Annotated in this window: 14 protein-coding genes and 1 tRNA gene; 11 read left to right on the top strand and 4 right to left on the bottom strand. The window is 61.1% G+C overall.

Annotation, left to right across the window (positions count from 1 at the left end; genetic code table 11):
• From A5764_RS04800 to A5764_RS04810, 3 genes are all read left to right on the top strand, one after another.
• Positions 1–1,123 (top strand): TldD/PmbA family protein (locus A5764_RS04800; RefSeq protein ID WP_067109399.1); only part of this gene is annotated, 1,123 nt, incomplete at its 5' end.
• A complete protein-coding gene (locus A5764_RS04805) occupies positions 1,120–2,493 on the top strand; it encodes a TldD/PmbA family protein (protein ID WP_067109411.1) in 1,374 nt (457 codons plus the stop codon). The genes A5764_RS04800 and A5764_RS04805, both read left to right, overlap by 4 nt.
• Positions 2,494–2,533: 40 nt before the next feature.
• Positions 2,534–3,370, top strand: a complete 837-nt coding sequence (locus A5764_RS04810) for a carboxymuconolactone decarboxylase family protein (protein ID WP_067109414.1) — start codon at positions 2,534–2,536, stop codon at positions 3,368–3,370.
• A gap of 185 nt (positions 3,371–3,555) precedes the next feature.
• Here the strand turns inward: A5764_RS04810 and A5764_RS27180 are convergent, their stop codons facing one another.
• Positions 3,556–3,852: a hypothetical protein gene (locus A5764_RS27180; protein ID WP_082951501.1), complete on the bottom strand. Its 297-nt coding sequence runs from the start codon at positions 3,850–3,852 to the stop codon at positions 3,556–3,558.
• Positions 3,853–3,930: 78 nt separating this feature from the next.
• Here A5764_RS27180 and A5764_RS29655 point away from each other — a divergent pair, with 78 nt between their 5' ends.
• Both A5764_RS29655 and A5764_RS04815 read left to right on the top strand, forming a co-directional pair.
• A complete protein-coding gene (locus A5764_RS29655; RefSeq protein ID WP_255361043.1) occupies positions 3,931–4,056 on the top strand; it encodes a hypothetical protein in 126 nt (41 codons plus the stop codon).
• Between the two features lie 260 nt (positions 4,057–4,316).
• Positions 4,317–4,390 (top strand) — tRNA-Ile (locus tag A5764_RS04815).
• A 43-nt stretch (positions 4,391–4,433) separates the two neighbouring features.
• On the opposite strand, the gene xerC is transcribed toward A5764_RS04815, so the two are convergent.
• On the bottom strand, positions 4,434–5,603 hold the full coding sequence (gene xerC, locus A5764_RS04820) for a tyrosine recombinase XerC (protein WP_067109417.1): 1,170 nt from the start codon (positions 5,601–5,603) through the stop codon (positions 4,434–4,436).
• Positions 5,593–5,805 carry an AlpA family transcriptional regulator gene (locus A5764_RS04825; protein WP_067109464.1) on the bottom strand — a complete coding sequence of 71 codons (213 nt, stop codon included), beginning with the start codon at positions 5,803–5,805 and terminating at the stop codon, positions 5,593–5,595. The genes xerC and A5764_RS04825 overlap by 11 nt, the downstream gene beginning before the upstream one ends.
• A gap of 573 nt (positions 5,806–6,378) precedes the next feature.
• Between A5764_RS04825 and A5764_RS04830 the strand changes: the two genes are divergently transcribed.
• The 3 genes from A5764_RS04830 (at position 6,379) to A5764_RS04840 (ending at position 10,384) form a co-directional block, all read left to right on the top strand.
• Entirely contained in the window at positions 6,379–7,122 is a 744-nt protein-coding gene (locus tag A5764_RS04830; RefSeq protein WP_067109420.1) for a hypothetical protein, read from the top strand.
• Positions 7,123–7,944: 822 nt separating this feature from the next.
• Positions 7,945–9,531, top strand: a complete 1,587-nt coding sequence (locus A5764_RS04835; protein WP_156664501.1) for a hypothetical protein — start codon at positions 7,945–7,947, stop codon at positions 9,529–9,531.
• A gap of 259 nt (positions 9,532–9,790) precedes the next feature.
• Positions 9,791–10,384 (top strand): recombinase family protein, encoded by a 594-nt coding sequence (locus A5764_RS04840; protein WP_067109467.1) that lies wholly within the window; start codon positions 9,791–9,793, stop codon positions 10,382–10,384.
• A gap of 67 nt (positions 10,385–10,451) precedes the next feature.
• Here the strand turns inward: A5764_RS04840 and A5764_RS28085 are convergent, their stop codons facing one another.
• Positions 10,452–14,762, bottom strand: a complete 4,311-nt coding sequence (locus tag A5764_RS28085; RefSeq protein ID WP_156664502.1) for a hypothetical protein — start codon at positions 14,760–14,762, stop codon at positions 10,452–10,454.
• Positions 14,763–16,018: 1,256 nt separating this feature from the next.
• On the opposite strand from A5764_RS28085, the gene A5764_RS04850 reads away from it, so the two are divergent.
• The 3 genes from A5764_RS04850 to A5764_RS04860 all read left to right on the top strand — a co-directional run bounded on the left by A5764_RS04850 (position 16,019) and on the right by A5764_RS04860 (position 20,360).
• Positions 16,019–16,708 carry a TetR family transcriptional regulator gene (locus A5764_RS04850; protein WP_156664503.1) on the top strand — a complete coding sequence of 230 codons (690 nt, stop codon included), beginning with the start codon at positions 16,019–16,021 and terminating at the stop codon, positions 16,706–16,708.
• A gap of 182 nt (positions 16,709–16,890) precedes the next feature.
• Entirely contained in the window at positions 16,891–17,433 is a 543-nt protein-coding gene (locus A5764_RS04855; protein WP_067109470.1) for an MmpS family transport accessory protein, read from the top strand.
• Positions 17,430–20,360, top strand: a complete 2,931-nt coding sequence (locus A5764_RS04860) for an RND family transporter (protein WP_067109432.1) — start codon at positions 17,430–17,432, stop codon at positions 20,358–20,360. Before A5764_RS04855 ends, A5764_RS04860 begins: the two co-directional genes overlap by 4 nt.
• Positions 20,361–20,453 lie beyond the last annotated feature (93 nt).

The raw sequence follows: 20,453 nt of genomic DNA on the forward strand, positions 1-20,453 counted from the left end.
CGGCGTGTCCGCGGCCGACAAGATCGCCGTGCTGGAGGAGTACTCCGGGCGGCTGCTGGGCGCCGACGGCGTCGACCACGTGTCGGCGGGGCTGACGGCGGTCAAGGAGCAGACCTTCTACGCCGACACCTTCGGATCGTCCATCACTCAGCAGCGGGTGCGGGTGCAGCCGTCGCTGGAGGCCGTCACGGTCGACGCCGCGGCGGGCAGCTTCGATTCGATGCGCACCCTCGCGCCCCCGATGGGGCGGGGGTGGGAGGCGCTGGTCGACGACGAGGTGTGGAACTGGGCCGACGAGCTGGCGCAGCTGCCGGTGCTGTTGGCCGAGAAGGTCAAGGCGCCCAGCGTGACCGCGGGGCCAACGGATCTGGTGATCGATCCGACCAACCTGTGGCTGACCATTCACGAATCCATCGGCCACGCAACCGAATACGACCGCGCCATCGGGTACGAGGCCGCCTATGCCGGGACGTCGTTCGCCACCCCCGACAAGCTCGGCACCATGCGCTACGGTTCGCCGCTGATGACCGTGACCGCCGACCGCACCGTCGAATTCGGTTTGGCCAGCATCGGTTACGACGACGAGGGGGTGGCCGCGCAAAGCTGGGACCTGGTGCGCGACGGGATTTTCGTCGGCTATCAGCTCGACCGGGTGTTCGCCCCGCGGCTCGGGCAGCAGCGCTCCAACGGGTGCTCGTACGCCGACTCGCCCCACCACGTGCCGATCCAGCGGATGGCCAATGTGTCGTTGCAGCCCGCGCCCGAGGAGATCAATACCGCCGAGCTGATCGGCCGCGTCGAGGACGGCATCTACATCGTCGGCGACAAGTCCTGGTCAATCGACATGCAGCGCTACAACTTTCAGTTCACCGGCCAGCGGTTCTTCCGCATCCGCGACGGCCGCCTGGACGGCCAGCTGCGCGATGTCGCCTATCAGGCCACCACCACCGACTTCTGGAATTCCATGGAAGCCGTGGGCGGCCCGTCGACCTGGCGGCTGGGCGGGGCGTTCAACTGCGGCAAGGCCCAGCCCGGCCAGGTCGCCCCGGTCAGCCACGGCTGCCCGTCGGCGTTGTTCCGCGGCGTCAACGTGCTCAACACCGTCGCCGAGGGCGTCCGATGATCACCCCTCAGCACGTCGTCAACCTGGTGTTGGAGGAGGCCGCCAAGCTGGGCGGCGCCGACGAGACCATGGTGCTGGTCACCGACAAGGTCGAGGCGACGTTGCGCTGGGCCGGCAACTCGATGACCACCAACGGAGTGTCGCTGAGCCGCAGCATCACGGTGGTCTCCGTTGTGCGGCACGGGGATACCGCACGCATCGGCACGATGGTGTCCGCGGAGGTCGACCCGCGGGTGATTCCCGGGTTGGTGGCGGCGTCCCAGGATGCGGCCCGCTCGGCTCCAGAGGCCGGTGACGCCGCGCCGCTGCTGGGCGATACCGGGGTGCCCGCCGATTGGGATGCGCCCGTCCCCGGCACCGGGCCCTTGGTGTTCGCGGACCTCGTCAATTCGTTAAGCCGCGGATTCCGCAGCGCCGACCGGCTGTACGGCTTTGCGCACCACAACGTTGCGACGACGTTCCTGGCGTCGTCGACCGGTCTGCGCCGCCGCTACACCCAGCCCACCGGCGCGGTGGAGATGAACGCCAAACGCGGCGACGCCAGCGCCTGGGCGGGCATCGGTACGGCCGACTTCACCGACGTGCCAACCGATTCGCTGCTCGAGCAGCTGTCGATGCGGCTGGGCTGGGCCGAGCGCAGCGTCGAGCTGCCCGCGGGTCGTTACGAGACGATCATGCCGCCGTCGACGGTGGCCGACATGATGCTCTACCTGGCCTGGTCGATGGTCGGCCGCGGCGCGGAGGAGGGCCGCACCGCGTTGTCGGCGCCCGGTGGTGGCACCCGGGTGGGGGAGCGGCTCACCGATCTGCCGCTGACGATGTTCTCTGATCCGATGGCGCCGGGCCTGGCGTGCACACCGTTCGTGGCGGTGAGCAGCTCGTCGGAAACGATGTCGGTGTTCGACAACGGCATGGAGATCGGCCAGGTGGACTGGATCCGCAACGGGGTGATTAACGCGCTCGCGTACCCGCGGGCCACCGCCGCGAAATTCGACGCCCCGGTCGCGGTGGGCGCCGACAACATGGTGATGACCGGCGGCGAGGCTGAACTCGCCGACATGATCGCGGCCACCGAGCGCGGCCTGCTGCTGACCACGCTGTGGTACATCCGCGAGGTCGATCCCACCACGCTGCTGCTCACCGGGCTGACCCGCGACGGCGTCTACCTCATCGAGGACGGCGAGGTGACCGCGGCGGTCAACAATTTTCGGTTCAACGAGAGTCCGCTGGACCTGCTGCGACGGGCCACTGAGGCCGGCGTCAGCGAGAAGACCCTGCCGCGGGAATGGGCTGATTGGGCCACCCGGGCGGCGATGCCGTCGCTGCGGATTCCGGACTTCCACATGTCGTCGGTGAGTCAGGCGCAATAGGCGATTGCCTTGCAGCTCACCGGGTTCTAGCGTGTGACAAATGCTGAGTGGGTTGGCGGCTGTATCTCCCAGGTCTCCCGGCTCCGGCCGTATCGCGGCCCTGATCCGCCGGGTGTGCGCGCAGACGTTGTCGCTGCCCCCGCTGCCGTCCTGCGTCGAGGTCGGCGAACCGGAGTCGGAGGCCGAGGCCGTCGTCGCCGAGTTCGCCGAGCAGTTCAGTGCCGACGTCTCGGCGATCACCGCTGAACAACGGTCGCAACTGTGGAAACAGCTGGGGGACAGCACCTTTAGCGTGGTAGTCCAGATGTACATCGCCGACTTCGTTCCGCGGGTACGGGCCGGGCTGGAGGCGCTCGGGGTCGGCTCGGAACATCTCGGCTGGGTGAATGGGCCGATCGCGTGGGAGCACGCCACCGAGCCGTCGGAGGTGGTGTTCAACGACTTCCTGCCCGCGGTTGCCCGGATGCGCGCGCTCGACCCGGTCACGTCCGAGTTGGTTCGGCTGCGCGGGGCGGCCCAGCACAACTGCCGGCTGTGCAACTCACTGCGCGAGGGGGGTGCTATGGACGCCGGCGGCTCGGAGGCGCTGTACGACGATATCGAGCGCTTCGAGGGCTCAAGTCTGTTGACCCGCCGCGCTAAAACAGCGCTGCGCTATACCGATGGGTTAATTTGGACCCCTGCGCACCTCGTCGCCGGCGTTGTCGCCGAGGTGCGCTCGGAGTTCTCCGAGGTCGAGGCCGTCGAGCTCACCTTCGACATCATGCGCAATGCCAGCAACAAGGTGGCGGTGTCGCTGGGTGCCGACGCTCCTCGCGTGGAGCACGGCACCGAGCGTTACCTGCTCGATGCCGACGGTCAGACGGTGTTCAGCTGAAGGACTGTGAAAGCCACTACAGGCGCCGCGGCCATTGCTGCGACAACGAGCGCCGCACTGGCGCGGATGTGGCGGGATGCACCGTCACCACAAACGACGCAGAAACCGTGTTCGCCGCGGTAGTGGAAACGGCACCACCCGCATTGCCCAGTTGTGGTGCGCGCTTATGACGCGGGCTGGATTGCTCAGGTGGCACCGATTGGCCAGTTTTCCATAACGCACTGCACTCGTAGAGCGGCGTCGTCTGGCTTAACTCCCATACCCACCAATTCCTGAGCGACATGGGCACGGGATTTACCCGAGTTGAGTTCCGACTCGATAAACGCAACGCCGGGCAACCAAATTCTTGCATCGACCCCCCCTGGCGGGATCTCCGCATCGCTTTTAATGCACCGCAGGTAACTGTGGGTATCAGCATGAGCAGGCACAGCCGCGCCTAGGACGGCGGCGGCCACCGCCGCAGCGATGTAGATGAACCGCATCCTTGCATCATCTACCTGCCGCCGAGGCTCGGCAATGGCATGCGGTGAGAGCCTGCCAGCTGGCAGGACCATAATTGCGTGGATTACTCCCAGGGCGCGTTGGCCGCGCTGGTGTGCCCGCGCCCGCGCGGCGGATTGTTGCCGGTCGAGGAGCACCGGCGGGCCTTCGATGAGGCGCGCAAGCAGGTCGGATCGAAGGGCTAACCTCCCACCGGCTGAGGCGTACCACGGTCTCGCTGGCCTCTCGGCGGGTGCACAACGTCAAGGTGGTCCAACGTATGCTTGGCCACGCAACAGCGGCCGTGACGTCGGAGTTGTGTGGGCATCTTCTCAATGACTACCCGCCTGGAGTCGCGGAAGCGCTGGCAAGGCCATCGGAACAACTGCGGTATCTATGTATGAAAGCGGGGAAAACGCCTAAGGGCAAGTTGCTAGACGCACTAAACTAGCAGGTGAAAGACTCGGGGGCGGTAGCTCAGTTGGTTAGAGCCGCGGACTCATAATCCGTTGGTCGCGGGTTCGAGCCCCGCCCGCCCCACTTCAGAGGCTGTTTTTCGTGCCAAGCGGGTGTGGTCCATCGTTTATTCATCGCTTATGGCCCGGTCCAGCAGCTCAGCAACCTCGGTGTGGACACGGCCCCTCGCCATATACGTGTCCTGCGTCATCGACACCTTGCTATGGCCTAGCTGGTCGGCTCCCACGCGTGGAGACAGGCCGGCGTCGTCTATCAACGTGGCAACGGTCTTGCGGAAGCTGTGCGTGGTTATCTCCGCTACGCCCAAATCGTCGCGTACCGTGCGCCAACGCTTGCCGAAATTGTTCGGGTCACGCCAGGTGCCCGCGGTTGACGCGAAAATCATGGGCAGCTCGCCTACGAACGGCCGCCCATGGCGCAGTTTTAGAGCGTCCACCGCGAACTGAGGCAGCGGAAGTGTCCGCTTACCGGCTGCACTCTTCGTGTCGTCGATGCGGCTCAATCCGTGGCCCGTCGCTCGGACGAGCTTTCCGGTGACTGCCAGCGTGCGAGCCTCAGCGTCGAAGTCGACCCATCGCAGCGCCAAGAGCTCTGACCGGCGTAGCCCCGTCGCGATCAACAATGTGATCGGGTCTGCCAGGTCGTGATCCTGGCAGTAGGCCGATGCACCCAACTTCGCCAGCAGCTCACGCAACTGCTCGCCCGTCAGCGCGGTCGCACCCTTTGGCTGTGCCTTTGACTTAATCGACTGAACATCGCGCACCGGGTTTGCACTCAAAATGCTGGCCATTACGGCAAGCTGTAGTGCACCGCGAAGGATGGTCTTGGCCTGGCGTGCCATCGTCGCCCCGTGAGCAGTGCGCATCGACCGAATGGCGGCGTCGATTCGTGCTGGTGTGGCCTCGTGCACTCGGACGGCCCCGACGAACTTGATGAGTTTCCGTGCGGCGAACTTATATGTCGAGATGGTTGCGGGGGAGCGGCCGTCTTCCGCCAACCGTTCCAGATGGTGCTCAATCAGCGCAGTGAGCGGCGTGTCAAGAGTGGTCTTGTCGGCCACGGATGGCGGTCTGAAATCCTTTAGCGCCTCAATGAGTGTATCCTCGGCCAACTTGCCATACTGGTCGAACTCATCTGCGGGACCGCGCCTCTCAACGATCCGAGTGACGCCATCTGTGCTGCGATACCTGCATCGTGCCAGCCAGGCGCCGTTGCTAAGCTTCGTGCGGTTGATCTTGCCGTGGTGCCCGATCCGCAGAGGCGGTCTACCTGCCATGATCTCTCACTCCCGCCTCGGCCATCCGCTCGTCCTCCCAGTCGAGGACATCGCTTAGCCGGTAACGGACATGGCGTCCGAACCGCGCATACTTGGGCCCAGTGCCCTTTGTGGCCCACTCGGCTGGCGTCTTGTCTGGCACGCCGAGCCGATTGGCCAGCTGCTTTCGGCTGAGCCATATTGTGTCGATTTCGCTCGTCATGAGCCTCATTAAATCTGAACCTGATTTCCGTCTACCGGGATCGATTGCCTGAGTGAATTATTCGATGCCCCCCGGGGAGCGATGACACAAGTTCCGGCGGCCTCCGCATACCGACGACCCTTGTGGCAGTAGCCGATGCAATGAAGAAAGGATACTCATCGCGGCGTTCGGTACGCGGCTATCTGATGTCTTCTCCCGGTAGACGCCGAACAAGCTCGGTTACGGTTGAGACCGTTGGTGCGACACCGACAACCGCGGCGGGTGCTTCGCCGCCATAGGGCACGTCTGGCACGGGGCGCAGATCTATTCGGAGGCAAGGTGCTTCGCCCTCGACGAGGTCAGTGCTGGACCAATTGGTAAATCGAGAACCCTGAGATGGAGCAACATTATGGCGTATTTCCGCACAGCGGATCTGGTGGAAGCGTATGGCACGCAGGCCACCTGGAGATGGTGGCGACACAGGGGAGAAGCGCCACGCTCGTTCAAACTCGGGCGGACGGTGTTCTACTACTCGGACGATGTCCAAGCATGGGTTAACTCGCAGAGGGCAGCCTCAGCGAGGGCCGGCGTCCGATGACGTACCACGTCCGCAACCCAATCAAGTGGCACGGCGAGAATCCACGCGGCCACTTCACAATCGTTCCAAACGAGCTGGCTCGCGACGCACAACTGAGTTCGCACGCCTACCGGATAGCCATCGTGATCCGCACTCACGCTGAGAGTTACGAGGTATCAATCAAGTCACTGGCCGCGATGTATCGGTGGGGCCGGGGCAGAACCGGGAAGGCCATCGAAGAACTCGTTGCCGCTCGGTGGCTCGCGAAGCGCACCTACGAGACGGTGGAAGGTAATCGCGTGTTCGATGAGTATCACGTTCATGCGTCGCGACGGTTCTCGGAGGAGGAGTCGGCGATGCTCAACAGCCGGGTAGTGATCCGGGCTCGGCCTGATCCGATTGAGAACAACCTCATGTCGCCGGCGGTGACACCCCGGTGCGCTGAAAGACATCACCTGAGTGTCTCCAACCAAGACACCAAAGAAAACCAACAAGAACACCAGTCAGAAAACAAAGAAGAAAACCAGTCAGTCGACTGCTGGATCTGCGAGGGCTCTGGATGGTTCGGCGGTGGTCCATGCGAGAATTGCTGCCCGCCCCCACCCAATCTCGTCAGGCGTATGCCGGAGGAGCAGCCGACCCCTGCGGAATCCTGTGCAGGTTGCAAGATGTTCGGCTCTCAGGGGTGCTTCGAGCACACGAGCGCGTTGATCGGGCGGCGACAACTAGCCGAGCATGAACTGGCCCTAGTCCAGGTCTAGTCCAGCGCAACATCCCAATTGCATTTGAAAAGCCGGTCACTAATTGCTCCCGGAGAGAGAAGCGCTGACTCGCAGAACGTGTCCGGGTATCGACTCAGTTGGGGGTTCCCCCCAGGCAATGTAGTGCCCACTCCATCAACAAGGTCGGACAACTCATGAACTGCAAACAAGATCATTGCGAAAGGAGGGCGCACTCACGGGGATGATGCACGACGCACTACCGCCGCTGGCGCTCTGGGCAGGCTATGGATGTGCCCATTAGGCCCTATGAGCGTTGCGAAGTGGGAGCCCACGACGTCGGTCGGTCAGCCAGTACGGCGAAAACTAGACCGAAGCGCGAGAAGCCGTTCGCGGCGGAATACGCTCTTCTGGCGGAATTGGGACTCTATCGCGACTGAGCTGGCTAGGGAGTCGTGCCCGTTTTCCCCGGCGGTCCCCTTGGCCGCAGGTACCCTACTTCGCGTTGGGCATCGTCGGTGCCTCGCTCGTTTTTGGGTGCGTACGAGGGTGGGCGCTCTCGTCGCCGCTCCACTGTCCCGCACAGCTTCGCAAGAAGCGACGATTGGCGAGTCCGTACTAGTTAGATGGGATCGATCAAGTCCCCGCTGTTGCTGACAGTTGGGATGGAAGAAGACGAGTGGACGGGAACTGGGAATGAGTCGATTGGCTTGGACTCGTTACGAGGGGAACGACATCGAGGCGGTCGTGTCCATGTTCGTCTGTCGGGAATTCCCTCACGCCTTCCGCATCCGACCCTCCCGCGGTGACGGCGGCATCGACGTATGTGTACCTGTTAGACCTGGGCACGTTGAGATCTACCAGGTGAAGAAGTTTGCGGAGAACCTGGACGCCAGTCAGCGAAGTCAGATTGTCGAATCCCACACCCGGATTCAGGACTACGCAACTACGCGGAACTGGACGATCGACAAGTGGCATCTGACCCTCCCGCTCGACCCGACAACCGAGAACACTGAGTGGTTCGAAGGACTCGAGTCATCGGGCGGTTTCCCCTGCGTTTGGGATGGCCTTGCTCGGGTTGAAGGGTGGGCAGCACGTCATCAAGACATCGTTGACTACTACTTGCGGGATGGCCGCGAGCGGTTAATGGAGGAAATTGCCCGGTTCGTAGCTCTGTCCGCAATTCCCCTAAACGGCCCGCTCGCCGCCACACCGGAGGATTTCGTCGGCCTCGAACCCGGCATGGTTCAGACCCAACTAGCCACTCTCCGCGACACTCTCAACAGGCGCGACCCGCATTTTCAGTACGACATCGCCGTTTCCCATCGACCACTAGGTCCGATACCGGATACGGGCGCCTACCCCGGCTTGGTGGCCAGCACGTCGCGCAGGGTCGGGGACAGCTTCGTGACTTTCCATGTCCTCGCCCGCTGTGCTGAGTCGCTGTGTGAGCGCCCCATTACGTTCAGCGGCACACTCGCAGCCAAGATCGGCAGCGAGGAGCACCGCGAATTCGAGGAGTTCCGAAAGTACGGCCGAGTCCCGACCGTTCCGCTCGACATTACGAACTTGTCCATGGGCTTTCCAGGCGGGCTTGGCGGCACGTTCGAGGCCGGCAAGGTCACCTTGGCGCAAGTAAACGATCGCAAGACATTCGAAAGGCGACTATCGATCCTCTCACCCACAGACGAGACGCTGGCAAAGGTCAATTTCACGATGAGCCCGCCAACAACCAACCTCGACAACACCGGAACCTACAGCCATGGAACAGATTCTGTCGGATTCCTTGGGATCGAGTTGCTTGCGACATTTCAGGATCAGGTCGACATCAGGTTGCGGTTTCACCGTGGAGATCCGACTGGCCACTTTCCGGACAAGATCGAACAATCGTTGGCGCTCGTCCAACACTTCGTTGCCCCGAATCGCTTCCGTATCGCCGCCGTGCGAGGGCGTTCGTCGGCTGTCCAAGACATCCCGCATGTGCTTAGAGATGACGCAAATGTGCAGTGGAATGATCTGTTGCTGCGGTACGTGCGGGCGTTGATCACTATTCAGCCTTGTGCCGATTTCGAACTGACAGTCCCAGACTTAGCTACAGAGGACTACCAGCACATCAAAGGCGTTTTACGTGCGGCCCGACTGATCCGCGGCGAGGTTGTGGATGTGACATGGGAAAGTATCACCTTCACACTGCACCCCGACGCTTCGCCCCCAGACGGGCTACAACAGGCGGTTCTCCCGCAGGAATTAAAGGCCACAGTCGGCGGTAGGACCATCGCACTCGGAACGGTCCTATTCACGAGCGCTGCAGTGGAGGTCACCAACATCCACACCGACAGCACCGGCGTGGTCACCGCTGACCTGGTGCCCGCACTTGGGAACAACACTGCCCAGCTGCGGTGGATGGGTGAGGCTTCGTTCGAGCTAGGGACGCATGACGACGCAAGCTAATACTGTCAGACGCTAAACGGATCTGCCCTGAGAAGCTGCCAAGCTGGCTGTCTGGTCCAGCGACCTGGTGCTCCTGGCTTTCTTCGTTTCGGAACTCGAGCGTGCTAGGCGCAATAGTCTCGAAACTAAAGTATTGAGACACATTCATCGGGACCGGTTGCACCACTGCGAATAGCAGGTCGGGTCCTCTCAAAAGTTGACTCAAAACCATCGTCTCAAATGCTTGTAAGTCCGGCTATTTTGAGACATGCTCTACCGTATGACCGCCTCTATAGCCATCGTTGGTACGCAACTCGGCTACGCGCGCGTGAGTACTCGGCATCAAACCCTCGATCAGCAGGTCGATGCACTAACGGCGGCGGGTGTTGACTCTGGACGGATCTACAGCGACAAGCTATCTGGCAGCTCGGCCCGCGAGCAGCGGGCAGGCCTTGCTTCGCTGCTCGACTACGCCCGTCCGGGTGACGCGATTGTGGTTGTAGGGATCGATCGACTAGGCCGCAATGCCACCGAGGTCATGACGACGATTCGGGAGCTGCGCGACAGGCACATTGTCCTAAGGTCTCTTCGAGAGGGGATCGACACGAGCAACGCCACAGGTCGAATGGTGGCTGGCATCCTCGCCAGCCTCGCCGAACTTGAGTTGGAGTTGGGTCAGGAACGTAGAGCCGCTGCACGCGATGCTCGACGCTCACGCGGACAATCCATCGGTCGCCCGAGGGCGCTGACGGAGGAGAAGGCCGCACTTGCACGGAGGATGCGTGCCAGTGGCGAGAACGCGGCTACCATCGCGGCGGCGCTGAGAGTGTCTCGGGCGACGATCTATCGCGTGCTGAGTGATTCGGCGAGCTGACCATCACTCGGATGGCTCCGGCTCATGCGACGGCGCAACTGACTCGCGGCAGTCCGGGTGGGATGGCCTAGCGCGCTGATTGCTCGATTGCTTCTTCAATGCCATAAGCTCCGAGGAGCACCAAGGAGTCGACAATGTCAAGCAGCGCCGACCGTGTGCCGGTGTCGTCGGTCTGTGCTAAACCGCGCAGCACAAGTTCCGTGATGTAGTGCGCGTCTCCGGCGGCGCTTGTTCTCAGATCGGCTACTTGATCCCCCAACGACTCAATGAATCGTCTTGCCGCCGCAAGGACTAGATCGTCAATGCGGTCGGTCGCGTACTGCAAAGTAATAAGCAGCTGGGGAACCGAATCGGTATATGCCGCAGAGACAATGAGAGCAGCGATCACTTCGTTGAATGCCGTGAGGGGTTCGCCGCGAAGCTGCGCTGCGACATATGACGCGGCCTGCCGCACCTCGTGCACAGGATCATTGAATAGCTGCCGAAGCGTCGCTGCGGCTGCGTCCCGGCTTGTTGTGTACTTCAACCTTTGCGCCGCGATCTGGGCAACACCAACGCGAATCTCAGACTCGGCGGCGGTGCGTGCTTTCCTTAAGAGGTCCGTGCACTCCCACTCAAATCCTGCGAGGGCGGCAATGCGGCCCCCTGCCGTCCTTACTTCCGGGACAGCGGACGCTAGCATCCGTCTAATGATCGCCCGAACGATGGGCGGGTCGTCGTTGCCGATGAAGACTAAGACCTGTTGGACGTTGTTAGTAGCTAGCAACACATCATCGGGATGAGGCCGGGCGCGGCGGCGAAACACCCGGTTTGCTAGATCCAATGCCAACTGCAGCGGCTGCTTTAGCGGGCGTGGAGCGTGGATACGTCCCCGAACGGGTGCTGCCGGAGTTGGACTGCGTGGCTCGACCAGCCGCCAAAACGCCGTTACGCCCTGCGCCCGAGCATGACGGAATGCGCCAGCCAAAACATGCGCGACACAGCTTCTGACGGCAAGAACAGGATCAACGGCGAGTCGGTCCAGGTACGGGATTACCAGTTGTGTTCTCGTGCCGTCCGCATCGCTTAGAAGAAGGTCGCCGAGCGATAGCGCGTTAGCTCCACGCGCCGAGTTCATGCCGGCCATATACAGCTGTTCGGTCTCCGACCGGTTCGATGGTGAAGTGAAAATCGAGCGATCGTTGACGGGATCAGCTGAGTTGAGTGCTCGTTCGAGGACGCGTTGCACCAAATCGATCGGAGCTGTCTCGTTGTAGCGGTCGAGGCTTGATCCTATCCACCGATCGTGCTCTGGGTCTCTTAGGTCGGCAATGTACCGGATCGCATCAAATATCGGCTCGGGATCATCCACGGCCGGACCTTCTGAAAAGCCGTTCAAGATCGCGGTTCCATATGACGGGTGGGTGTCGCTGCTCAGCCTCAAAGCGAGTCCCGCGAAACGAATGGGATCTTTCGTAGTCTCTTCGCGGAGAAGCGCCGAAAGTTCATGCGCACCTCCGGTAAACCGTGACCAATCTGTCTGGTCGTCCCGATGTCTCTCGATCGCCTGCAGCCAGTTGGTGTCTGTCATGTGTACGACTGCCTCCCTGGGAATAGGGGGAGCAATCCAGCCAGATACAACCCCAACGGGCTCTGTCGGTTGGGCCATGTCAAACCGCCTGCGGTATTCGCCCAAGCGACGACGGCCGACTTCCGACAGTCGGCCCTCGCTCAAGGCAGACAGTAAGGTGAATGCATACCAACCCGGCCTGGTGCCTTCCCACGGGAATAAAAGATCTCGGACCACGACTTCGACCCGTTCGTGAGCAGTATCACTTATTGAGTCGTTAATTGCTTGCAGAAGAAGACGCGTGGTCCACATCGAATTCTCGAGATATCCGCAGAAGAGTCGCTCTTGCGTCGCAACTAGTAACTCAGCAGCCCAGTCAGCGTAAAGACTAGGGGTACCGATGAATGCTTGATAGAGTAAAAACTGGGCGCTGTCGTATGGATGCCCAGCCAGGTCGCGAAGTACCCCTCTAATTGCTAGCGCATCCGGGGTCGTTAACCCACGCAATACGTCGACCATAGAGGATAAGAGGACCGCACTAGCCTCGTCGCTCTGGTCTAGTGCGCGGTAACGACCCGAGAATTGGCGATCGGTGGGCCATCCGACTGCCTGTTGACTCGTCACCTGCGTCGCAGTCATTACTTGAATCATGTAAGGCAAAAATGCTTCACAGAATTCCTTTGGACGTGCGATTGCTGATGCTCGAATGAGTTGTGCAAGTCCATGATCATCGAAAGTTAATGCTTCTACCCGACCGTCTTCATTGAGGTCCATCGCGCCTCTGCGCTCAATGAAATGAGCCTTCAATAACTCAAGACCCCAATCGCTGTTTTGCTCTGCGAGACGGTAAGAAATAAAACCTAACTGCCGTTGCGCGTTCGCATAGAGCCCTTCCCTAACACCGTTAAGTAGAAGGTCAAAAAGCGGGCGACTGTGTCCTATATCAGCCCTGGAGATGATATTTCCAAGCCAGTCAGCGTACCGGTCATGAACACGATAATTTGACAGCACTGCGGCGACATCATCCGGATTATCTTCGGAAGCGCCGGCCATTATGGCGATTGCGCGATTTTGTAATCGCTCGTCGCGACTTGACAGCCATCCCGCAAGGTATCCATCGGTATTTAAACGATTAAACCAGGCCGCACTTCGCAATTGCATCCAAAGCTGCAGTTCGAACTCTGGATGTACATCAGAGACAGCCATCAGTGCACGCGCCTCCGAAGAGGTTGGATCAACAACCTTTCCTATAACCGCCAGCACGCTGTGCTTGATATGGTAACGAATCCGCTGGTTACGGAGTAAATTGTCGAATTCTCGCACAAACCGGGCAGCATCGTAACTGCGCAGAAAACTTAAGATTTGCCGAACCTGGGCCCGCCGGAATAATTCTTGCTCGCCTTCTAACAGAAAAGCGACGAGAGACTGTTCGAGTGATACCCAGTACCGCGCGAATGCATAATCGAACAGTGACTCATGAAAAAACGCGATCTCGCGTTGATCTTGCACCAGAACGTGCTCTGAAATCAACACATCATAATCGTCTTGATTGAGTCGGTCCAGCGCTGCTCTGGGCACAGACAATCGTTGCCGCCGACTCACCTCTGCGGCGACAGCCTGAACGGCCTCGTCGAACACTATTGATGGTCTGCGCGCATTAATATCGCGGCGCTTACGATCCCAATAAAGATCGAAGAGAGCTCCCGCGTCTTCGAAGCGCAGAGCATTTGGTTGTTCCGATATCACTGAAAGCAGTGTTAGATTCACGGGGTACGCGAGAAGTGAACGCTGCGAGTCTGTCAGAACGGCGGAATTGAGGTGCATATTGTCAACGGCTTCATTGACTTGGATGTGCGAAAGCTTCCCTACGGTCACGGTCCGATCGGCCCGCGTTGAGAGACCGCGAATTCGATGATCATTATCTACATCGAATTTTCGACAGACCAACAGCAGCCGCATGGATGGAAAGGCGGCAGCCTCTCTCACGACATCCGCGATTGTATCGAACCTATTCGACATTCGACCCGATGCGAAGCTCACGGCATCCAACTGGTCGATGACGAGGACTGAGTCTCTGCCAGCCGCCGCGGCGCCAAGCGCACTCACCGGAGAACCCTCCAGACCTAATTGACGGCCAAGGTCGTTGGTGGAGGCAAAATCGTCGAGTCGATCAAGTCGGAAGCACAACACAGGCATGCCAGATTCACGCAAGGCAGAAACCGCCTGATGCACAACGGCGGTCTTCCCGACGCCCCCATCCCCAATCACGAATTTGAGTTGCGCACCCGTCTGGGCCGCGAGGGACAGCTCCTGGGCTTCACTACGAGCAATTATCGGTGTCAGCAAAGTAAGAGCGGTCGTGTTGAGCCAGGATGATGTCGTCTCTTGAACCGTCCGTATCAAGTTCGCGAGCCGGGATTCTTGCGTGAACTCCAGCCCATAATCTGGCAGCAAACTGATGAGGCGCTCTTTCGTTAGTTCGACCCCGAGGTTGTTGACAGCGATATCCCCAAGTCCGACGGAAGCGAGGCGGCCCCCCGCGCCAGTTAGTACAGCACCTGCGAGTGCACTGTTTACGTTGACAAGGTCGCGCTCGTCAGGCCAGCGGATATCGAACCCTCGTAGGGTTTCCCATGCTCGATCGACCGAGCCAAGAATGTCGGCTCTTGATAATTCGACGAAAGCATTCCTTAGATCGTCATTCGTGAGCCAGCCCTTTCCCTCGTAAAATGAACTGCACGAAGACGAACGGCGGGCGCGATCCGCGAGTTCTTGAAGAACTGGTGCTGGCGTCATCGATATGAAATTGAATTGCCGTCCTTGCCGCACATGTCTAGCTGCCGACTGCCAAATTCCGTGGGAGTTTATCGTGCTTACGGTCCAAGACGCTGCGTTGCCATTCTGCCTCTTCACCTGATGGACTTCAGTACGGCCGGACCGCAGCAGAAGGGTGAACTCGGCAGATTCCCCGGCTTCGTCGACGTCCTCAACGCTCACGGATTGGCCCTCGCCCCACAGGCAAAGCAAGAGGTGACGAATGGTCCAAGCGCCCTCGTATCGGTTTCCGAACTTATCCGACTCGCCGCCCCGCCTTGGGCTCATCGGCTCCTCGCATGCTTGTTGTCGTCCCCGGTGACACCTTGGGTTGGAGGCTCGCAAGCCGCTGAATGACAACGATCAGAGCGAAGCAAACCGGCCGCTTCGAGGTCCGCACGGAACAACATGGGCCTGAACCTCTCTGTTTGGTGGTTTGGTGACGTCGCCCGATTCGTCGAGGGAAGCGTATGCGCCTGCCGGATTGGTCACATCGGATTGTGAGAATTCTTAGACCGTGGTCGTCGTCTCCGTCTGGGCGGGACAGGCCTTCCTGGGAAGGCGCCGCCCAAGCTTCGACTCTGGTTCGCCGGTTATCGGAGCGGCTCTACCCATCGTTTATTTACCGATAATGACCGAGAAATTAGGGGAATCAATCGGACGTAACAGGATAGCGCGTGTGCGAAACCTATTGTGTAGCAATGTCTGACACGGAACAACCGGAACGGTCAAGATTGGCAGTCCGGTAATCCGTTGGTCGCGGGTTCGAGCCCCGCCCGCCCCACACATAATTCCCAGGTCAGAGCCTATATTTAGTCGACCACGGTAGTTTGCTCAAAACCTCAAGATCTAGGCGCTCAAGCGGCGCAACACCGAACTTGAGCAAACCATCGAAATGAACCGCCCCGGCATGTCCGGAGATTCTGACGTGCCCCGGGTCCCGGAGTCGCGCTGCTGAGCTTCAGCCCACGGGTTGGGTGGTTGAGTGAAGCAGTTCGAACTCCATCAGAGTGCGCATGCCCAGGGCAGAATGGCGGCGCTGGCGGTTGTGGTTCACTCTGGCCAATTCCTGTCATTTCACGCCCTGCATTTCGGATGGATGCAGTCACTGGTCTCGAGCCGCCGAGAGCCACGGCATCCCGGCGCTTGATCTCGTCCAAGCCGTGTGATGTGTTCAACGGTCAAGGCCCGTGGTCCACCGATAACGGCAGATAGCGCGACCTTCTGTGCCGCCACAAACCACGCGATGTGCGTTATACAAATCACACAACGTGCGTTATGCTCGGCCGGTGGCGGCGCAACTAACATTCCAGCGCGCTCGTACCGAGGAAGAAAAGCGCCAACGTGCGGAGGCCTTGGTGGAAGCCGCACGCTCGCTGGCAATGGAAACGGGCGTCGCGTCGGTCACCCTGACCGCGGTCGCCAGCCGCGCCGGAATTCACTATTCGGCGGTACGCCGCTACTTCACCTCGTACAAGGAAGTCCTGCTGCATCTGTCCGCCGAGGGCTGGGTGCGGTGGTCCAATACCGTGTCGGAGAAGCTGGCCGAGCCCGGCGCGAAGTCGCCCTCGCGCATCGCCGAGACATTGGCCGAAGCCCTGGCCGAGGACCCGTTGTTTTGCGACCTGCTTGCCAACCTGCATCTGCACCTGGAACACGAGGTGAACGCTGAGCGGGTCATCGAGGTCAGGCGGATCAGTACCGCGGCCACACTCTCGCTGGCCGATTCGATCGGGAGCGCGCTGCCCGAACTCGGGCGATCGGGCTCACTCGACATCCTGTTGGCGGCGTACTCGCTGGCGGCCACGCTGTGGCAGGTCGCGAACCCGCCGAAGCATCTGACCGATGTGTACGCCGAAGAGCCGGAAGTGGTTCCGCCCGAATGGAATCTGGACTTCGCAACCGCGCTTACCCGCCTGCTGACTGCCACGTGCGTCGGCCTCATCGCGGAATCCTCATGAACTCAGAAAGGGGGCCGGAGCGCTTGGCTTGGCGAACTGCAACCGGTGAAGACGGTCCCGAGCTCTCCGAGCGTCCGGGTCCGGAACCGACCGCGCAACCCCCCGCCGCGCCCAGCGTGCCGCCGGATACCAAGCGCCGCACCGACGCCCGGGTCAAGGAAGGCAGCCGAAGGGGGAATGCGGTGACTGAGCCAAGGACCGAACCGCTAAAGGCGCAGGGCTCCGCCGGCAGCGAGGGCAATAAGGTCGCCCCGCAGCGCGCTAGGAAAAAGGGGCTTCTGGGGCGTTACTGGCTGGTGCTTACGATCGCAGCTGTCGTCGCGCTCTCAGGATTCGTGGTGTATCGGTTGCACGGCGTCTTCGGCGTTCACCGTGGTTCTTTCGGTGGCGGCACGTCGGGCGAAGTCCTCGACCAATTCAACGCTAAGACAATCACACTCGAGGTCTGGGGCTCGCCCGGCAGCACGGCAACCATCAACTACCTCGATCAAGACTCCCACCCGCAGCAGGCCCTCAACGTGCCCTTGCCTTGGAGCAAAGTCTTGAGTTCAACGAAGCCCGGTATCCCGGCAAACCTGATCGCGCAAGGCGACGGCAGTTGGATCGCTTGCCAATTCGTCGTCAACAACCACGACGGGCGCGGTGACGTCATCAAGACTCCAAATCACTCGCCCCCCAACGAAGATGTGAATCCCTTCGTGTACTGCCTGGACAAGTCCGCATGAGCGAGGCCACCCAGGCTGCGCCGCGCGTCGACCAGCCCCTGATCCCGCCGTTCCTGCCAAGGATGATCCATCGGCTTGCGCTGCCGATCGTCCTGGTGTGGTTGGGCATCGTCTTCGTCACCAACACCATCTCGCCGCAGCTGGAAGTCGTCTCCAAAAAACACTCGGTGTCCATGAGTCCGACTGACGCGGCATCCTTTCAGTCGACGATGCGGGTCGGATCGACATTCAAAGAGTTTGATTCCGACAACTCGGCCATGATTTTGCTGGAAGGCGACAAGCCACTCGGGGCCGAAGCGCACCGCTACTACGACGAGATCGTCAGCCGCGTCGAGCAAGACAAGAAACACGTTCAGCACGTCCAGGATTTCTGGAGTGATCCGCTGACGGCGGCGGGTTCCCAGAGCCACGATCAAAAGGCCGCGTACGTCCAGGTTTACCTCGCCGGCAACATGGGCGGCGGGCTGGCGAACGAGTCCTCCGAGGCCCTCCGCAAGATCGTGGACTCGGTGCCCGCGCCGCCCGGAATCAAGGCCTACGTCACCGGGGCGGGTCCGCTGTTCGCCGACCAGTCCCACGCAGGTGAGAAGGGCGTCGCGAAGGTCACCCTCGTCACCTTTCTCGTCATTGTGCTGATGCTGCTGTTCGTCTACCGCTCGGTCATCACCATGCTGATCATGCTGGCGATGGTCTTCATCGAGCTGACCGCGGCCCGCGGTGTCGTCGCGACGCTGGGCAACTACGGCATCATGGGGCTGTCGACCTTCGCCAACAACATGCTGGTGCTTATGGCGATCGCCGCGGGAACCGACTACGCCATCTTCGTGGTCGGCCGCTACCACGAGGCCCGCGGTCTGGGCGAGACGCGTGAACAGGCCTTCTACACGATGTTTCACAGCACGGCGCACGTCGTGCTGGGGTCGGGGCTGACCATCGCCGGCGCGATGTACTGCTTGAGCTTCTGCCGGTTGCCGTATTTCGAGTCGCTGGGCGTGCCCTGTGCCGTCGGCATGCTGGTCGCGGTCCTCGCGGCGTTGACGCTCGCCCCGGCCATGCTCACGGTGGCCAGCTTCTTCAAGCTGCTCGACCCGAAGCGGAAGTTGCAGACCCAGGGATGGCGCCGGATCGGCACCGCGATCGTCCGCTGGCCCGCACCGGTTCTCGCGGTGACCATCGCGGTCGCATTGGTTGGTCTGCTCGCCCTGCCCGGTTACAAGACGGACTACGACAACCGCCATTTCCTGCCGGCGGACACCCCGGCCAATGTTGGTTATGCCGCCGCGGACCGGCACTTCGACCAGGCTCGACTCAATCCTGAGCTGTTGTTGATCGAGACCGATCACGACCTGCGCAACCCGGCCGACTTCTTGATCCTGGACAAGGTCGCCAAAGCGGTGTTCCACATCCCCGGCATCGGCCGGGTGCAGACCATCACCCGGCCGTTGGGCACGCCGCTCGACCACAGCACCCTCGGTTTCCAAATGGGTGCACAAGCCGCAGGGCGAATTCAGACCCAGCACTATCAGGAAGAGCAGGCGAACAACTTACTCAAGCAGGCGGACGAGCTGCGCAAGACGATGGCAACGCTGCATCAGCAGATGCAGGTCACCCAGGACCTCAGCAACACGACGCACGAAACCACCAAGCTCACCAGGGAAACCGTGAAGATCACCGAGGCGCTGCGCGACGACATCGCCAACTTCGACGACTTCTTCCGGCCGATCCGTAGCTACTTCTACTGGGAGAGACACTGCTACGACATTCCGGCCTGCTGGGCGATCCGGTCGATCTTCAACGCGCTCGACGGCATTGACCAGGTGACCCAGAACATCGAAAACCTCAGCGCCAACCTCGACAAGCTGGATCAGATCCAGCCCAAGCTGGTGGCGCTGATACCGCCGCAGATTGAAAGCCAACAGCACAATCTCGACACCATCATGTCGAACTACGCGACCACAATGGGTCTAAACGAGCAGGCGAAAGCGCAGTCCGACAACGCCACCGCTCAGGGCGATGCCTTCGATAAAGCGCAGAACGACGACACGTTCTACCTTCCGCCGGAGGCGTTCAAGAGCCCGGATTTCGCGCGGGGTCTCAAACAGTTCATCTCGCCCAACGGGCACGCCGTCCGGTTGATCATCTCCCATGAAGGCGACCCGGCGACTCCTGAAGGCATCAGCCGCATCGAACCGATCAAGCAGGCCGTGCACGAGGCGATCAAGGGCACGCCCTGGGAGGGCGCCAAGGTTTACCTCGGCGGTACCGCCGCGACGTATAAGGACATGCACGACGGCTCCAACATCGACCTGATGATTGCCGGAATTGCCGCAGCGACATTGATTTTCGTCATCATGCTGGTGATCACCCGAAGCGTCGTGGCGGCCGTTGTGATCGTCGGTACGGTGTTGCTGTCGCTGGGCGCCTCGTTCGGACTCTCCGTGCTCGTGTGGCAATACATCTTGGGCACCAAGTTGCACTGGATGGTGCTGGCGATGGCGATCATCCTGCTGCTGGCGGTCGGCTCGGACTACAACCTGCTGCTGATATCGCGGTTCAAGGAGGAACTCCACGCCGGGCTCAAAACCGGGACGATCCGCGCGATGGCCGGTTCGGGCTCGGTGGTGACCTCCGCCGGTCTGGTGTTCGCCGCCACCATGGCCACGTTCATGTTCAGCCCGTTGCTGGTGATGGCCCAGGTGGGTACGACGATCGCGCTCGGTCTCTTGTTCGACACCTTGATCGTGCGGTCGTTCATGACGCCGTCGCTGGCCACCTTGCTCGGGCGCTGGTTCTGGTGGCCGCAGCACGTGCGTCCACGGCCGGCCAGCACCATGCTGCGACCGTACGGACCGCGTCCCGCCGTGCGCGAGCTGATCCTCAATGACGTTGACGAGCACCCACCGGGCGGACTAGTCAAAAAGCGCTAAGTGGGTCGGGTGGGCCAGCACCCCCGACACACCCGGCACGATCCGCCAAGGATGATTGATCCCACACGTAACCGCGCCAACCACGTGCGGTTT

Origin of the sequence: Mycobacterium sp. 852002-51057_SCH5723018 (genome assembly GCF_001667035.1) — a bacterium.
In the GTDB taxonomy this organism is placed as follows: Bacteria; Actinomycetota; Actinomycetes; order Mycobacteriales; family Mycobacteriaceae; genus Mycobacterium.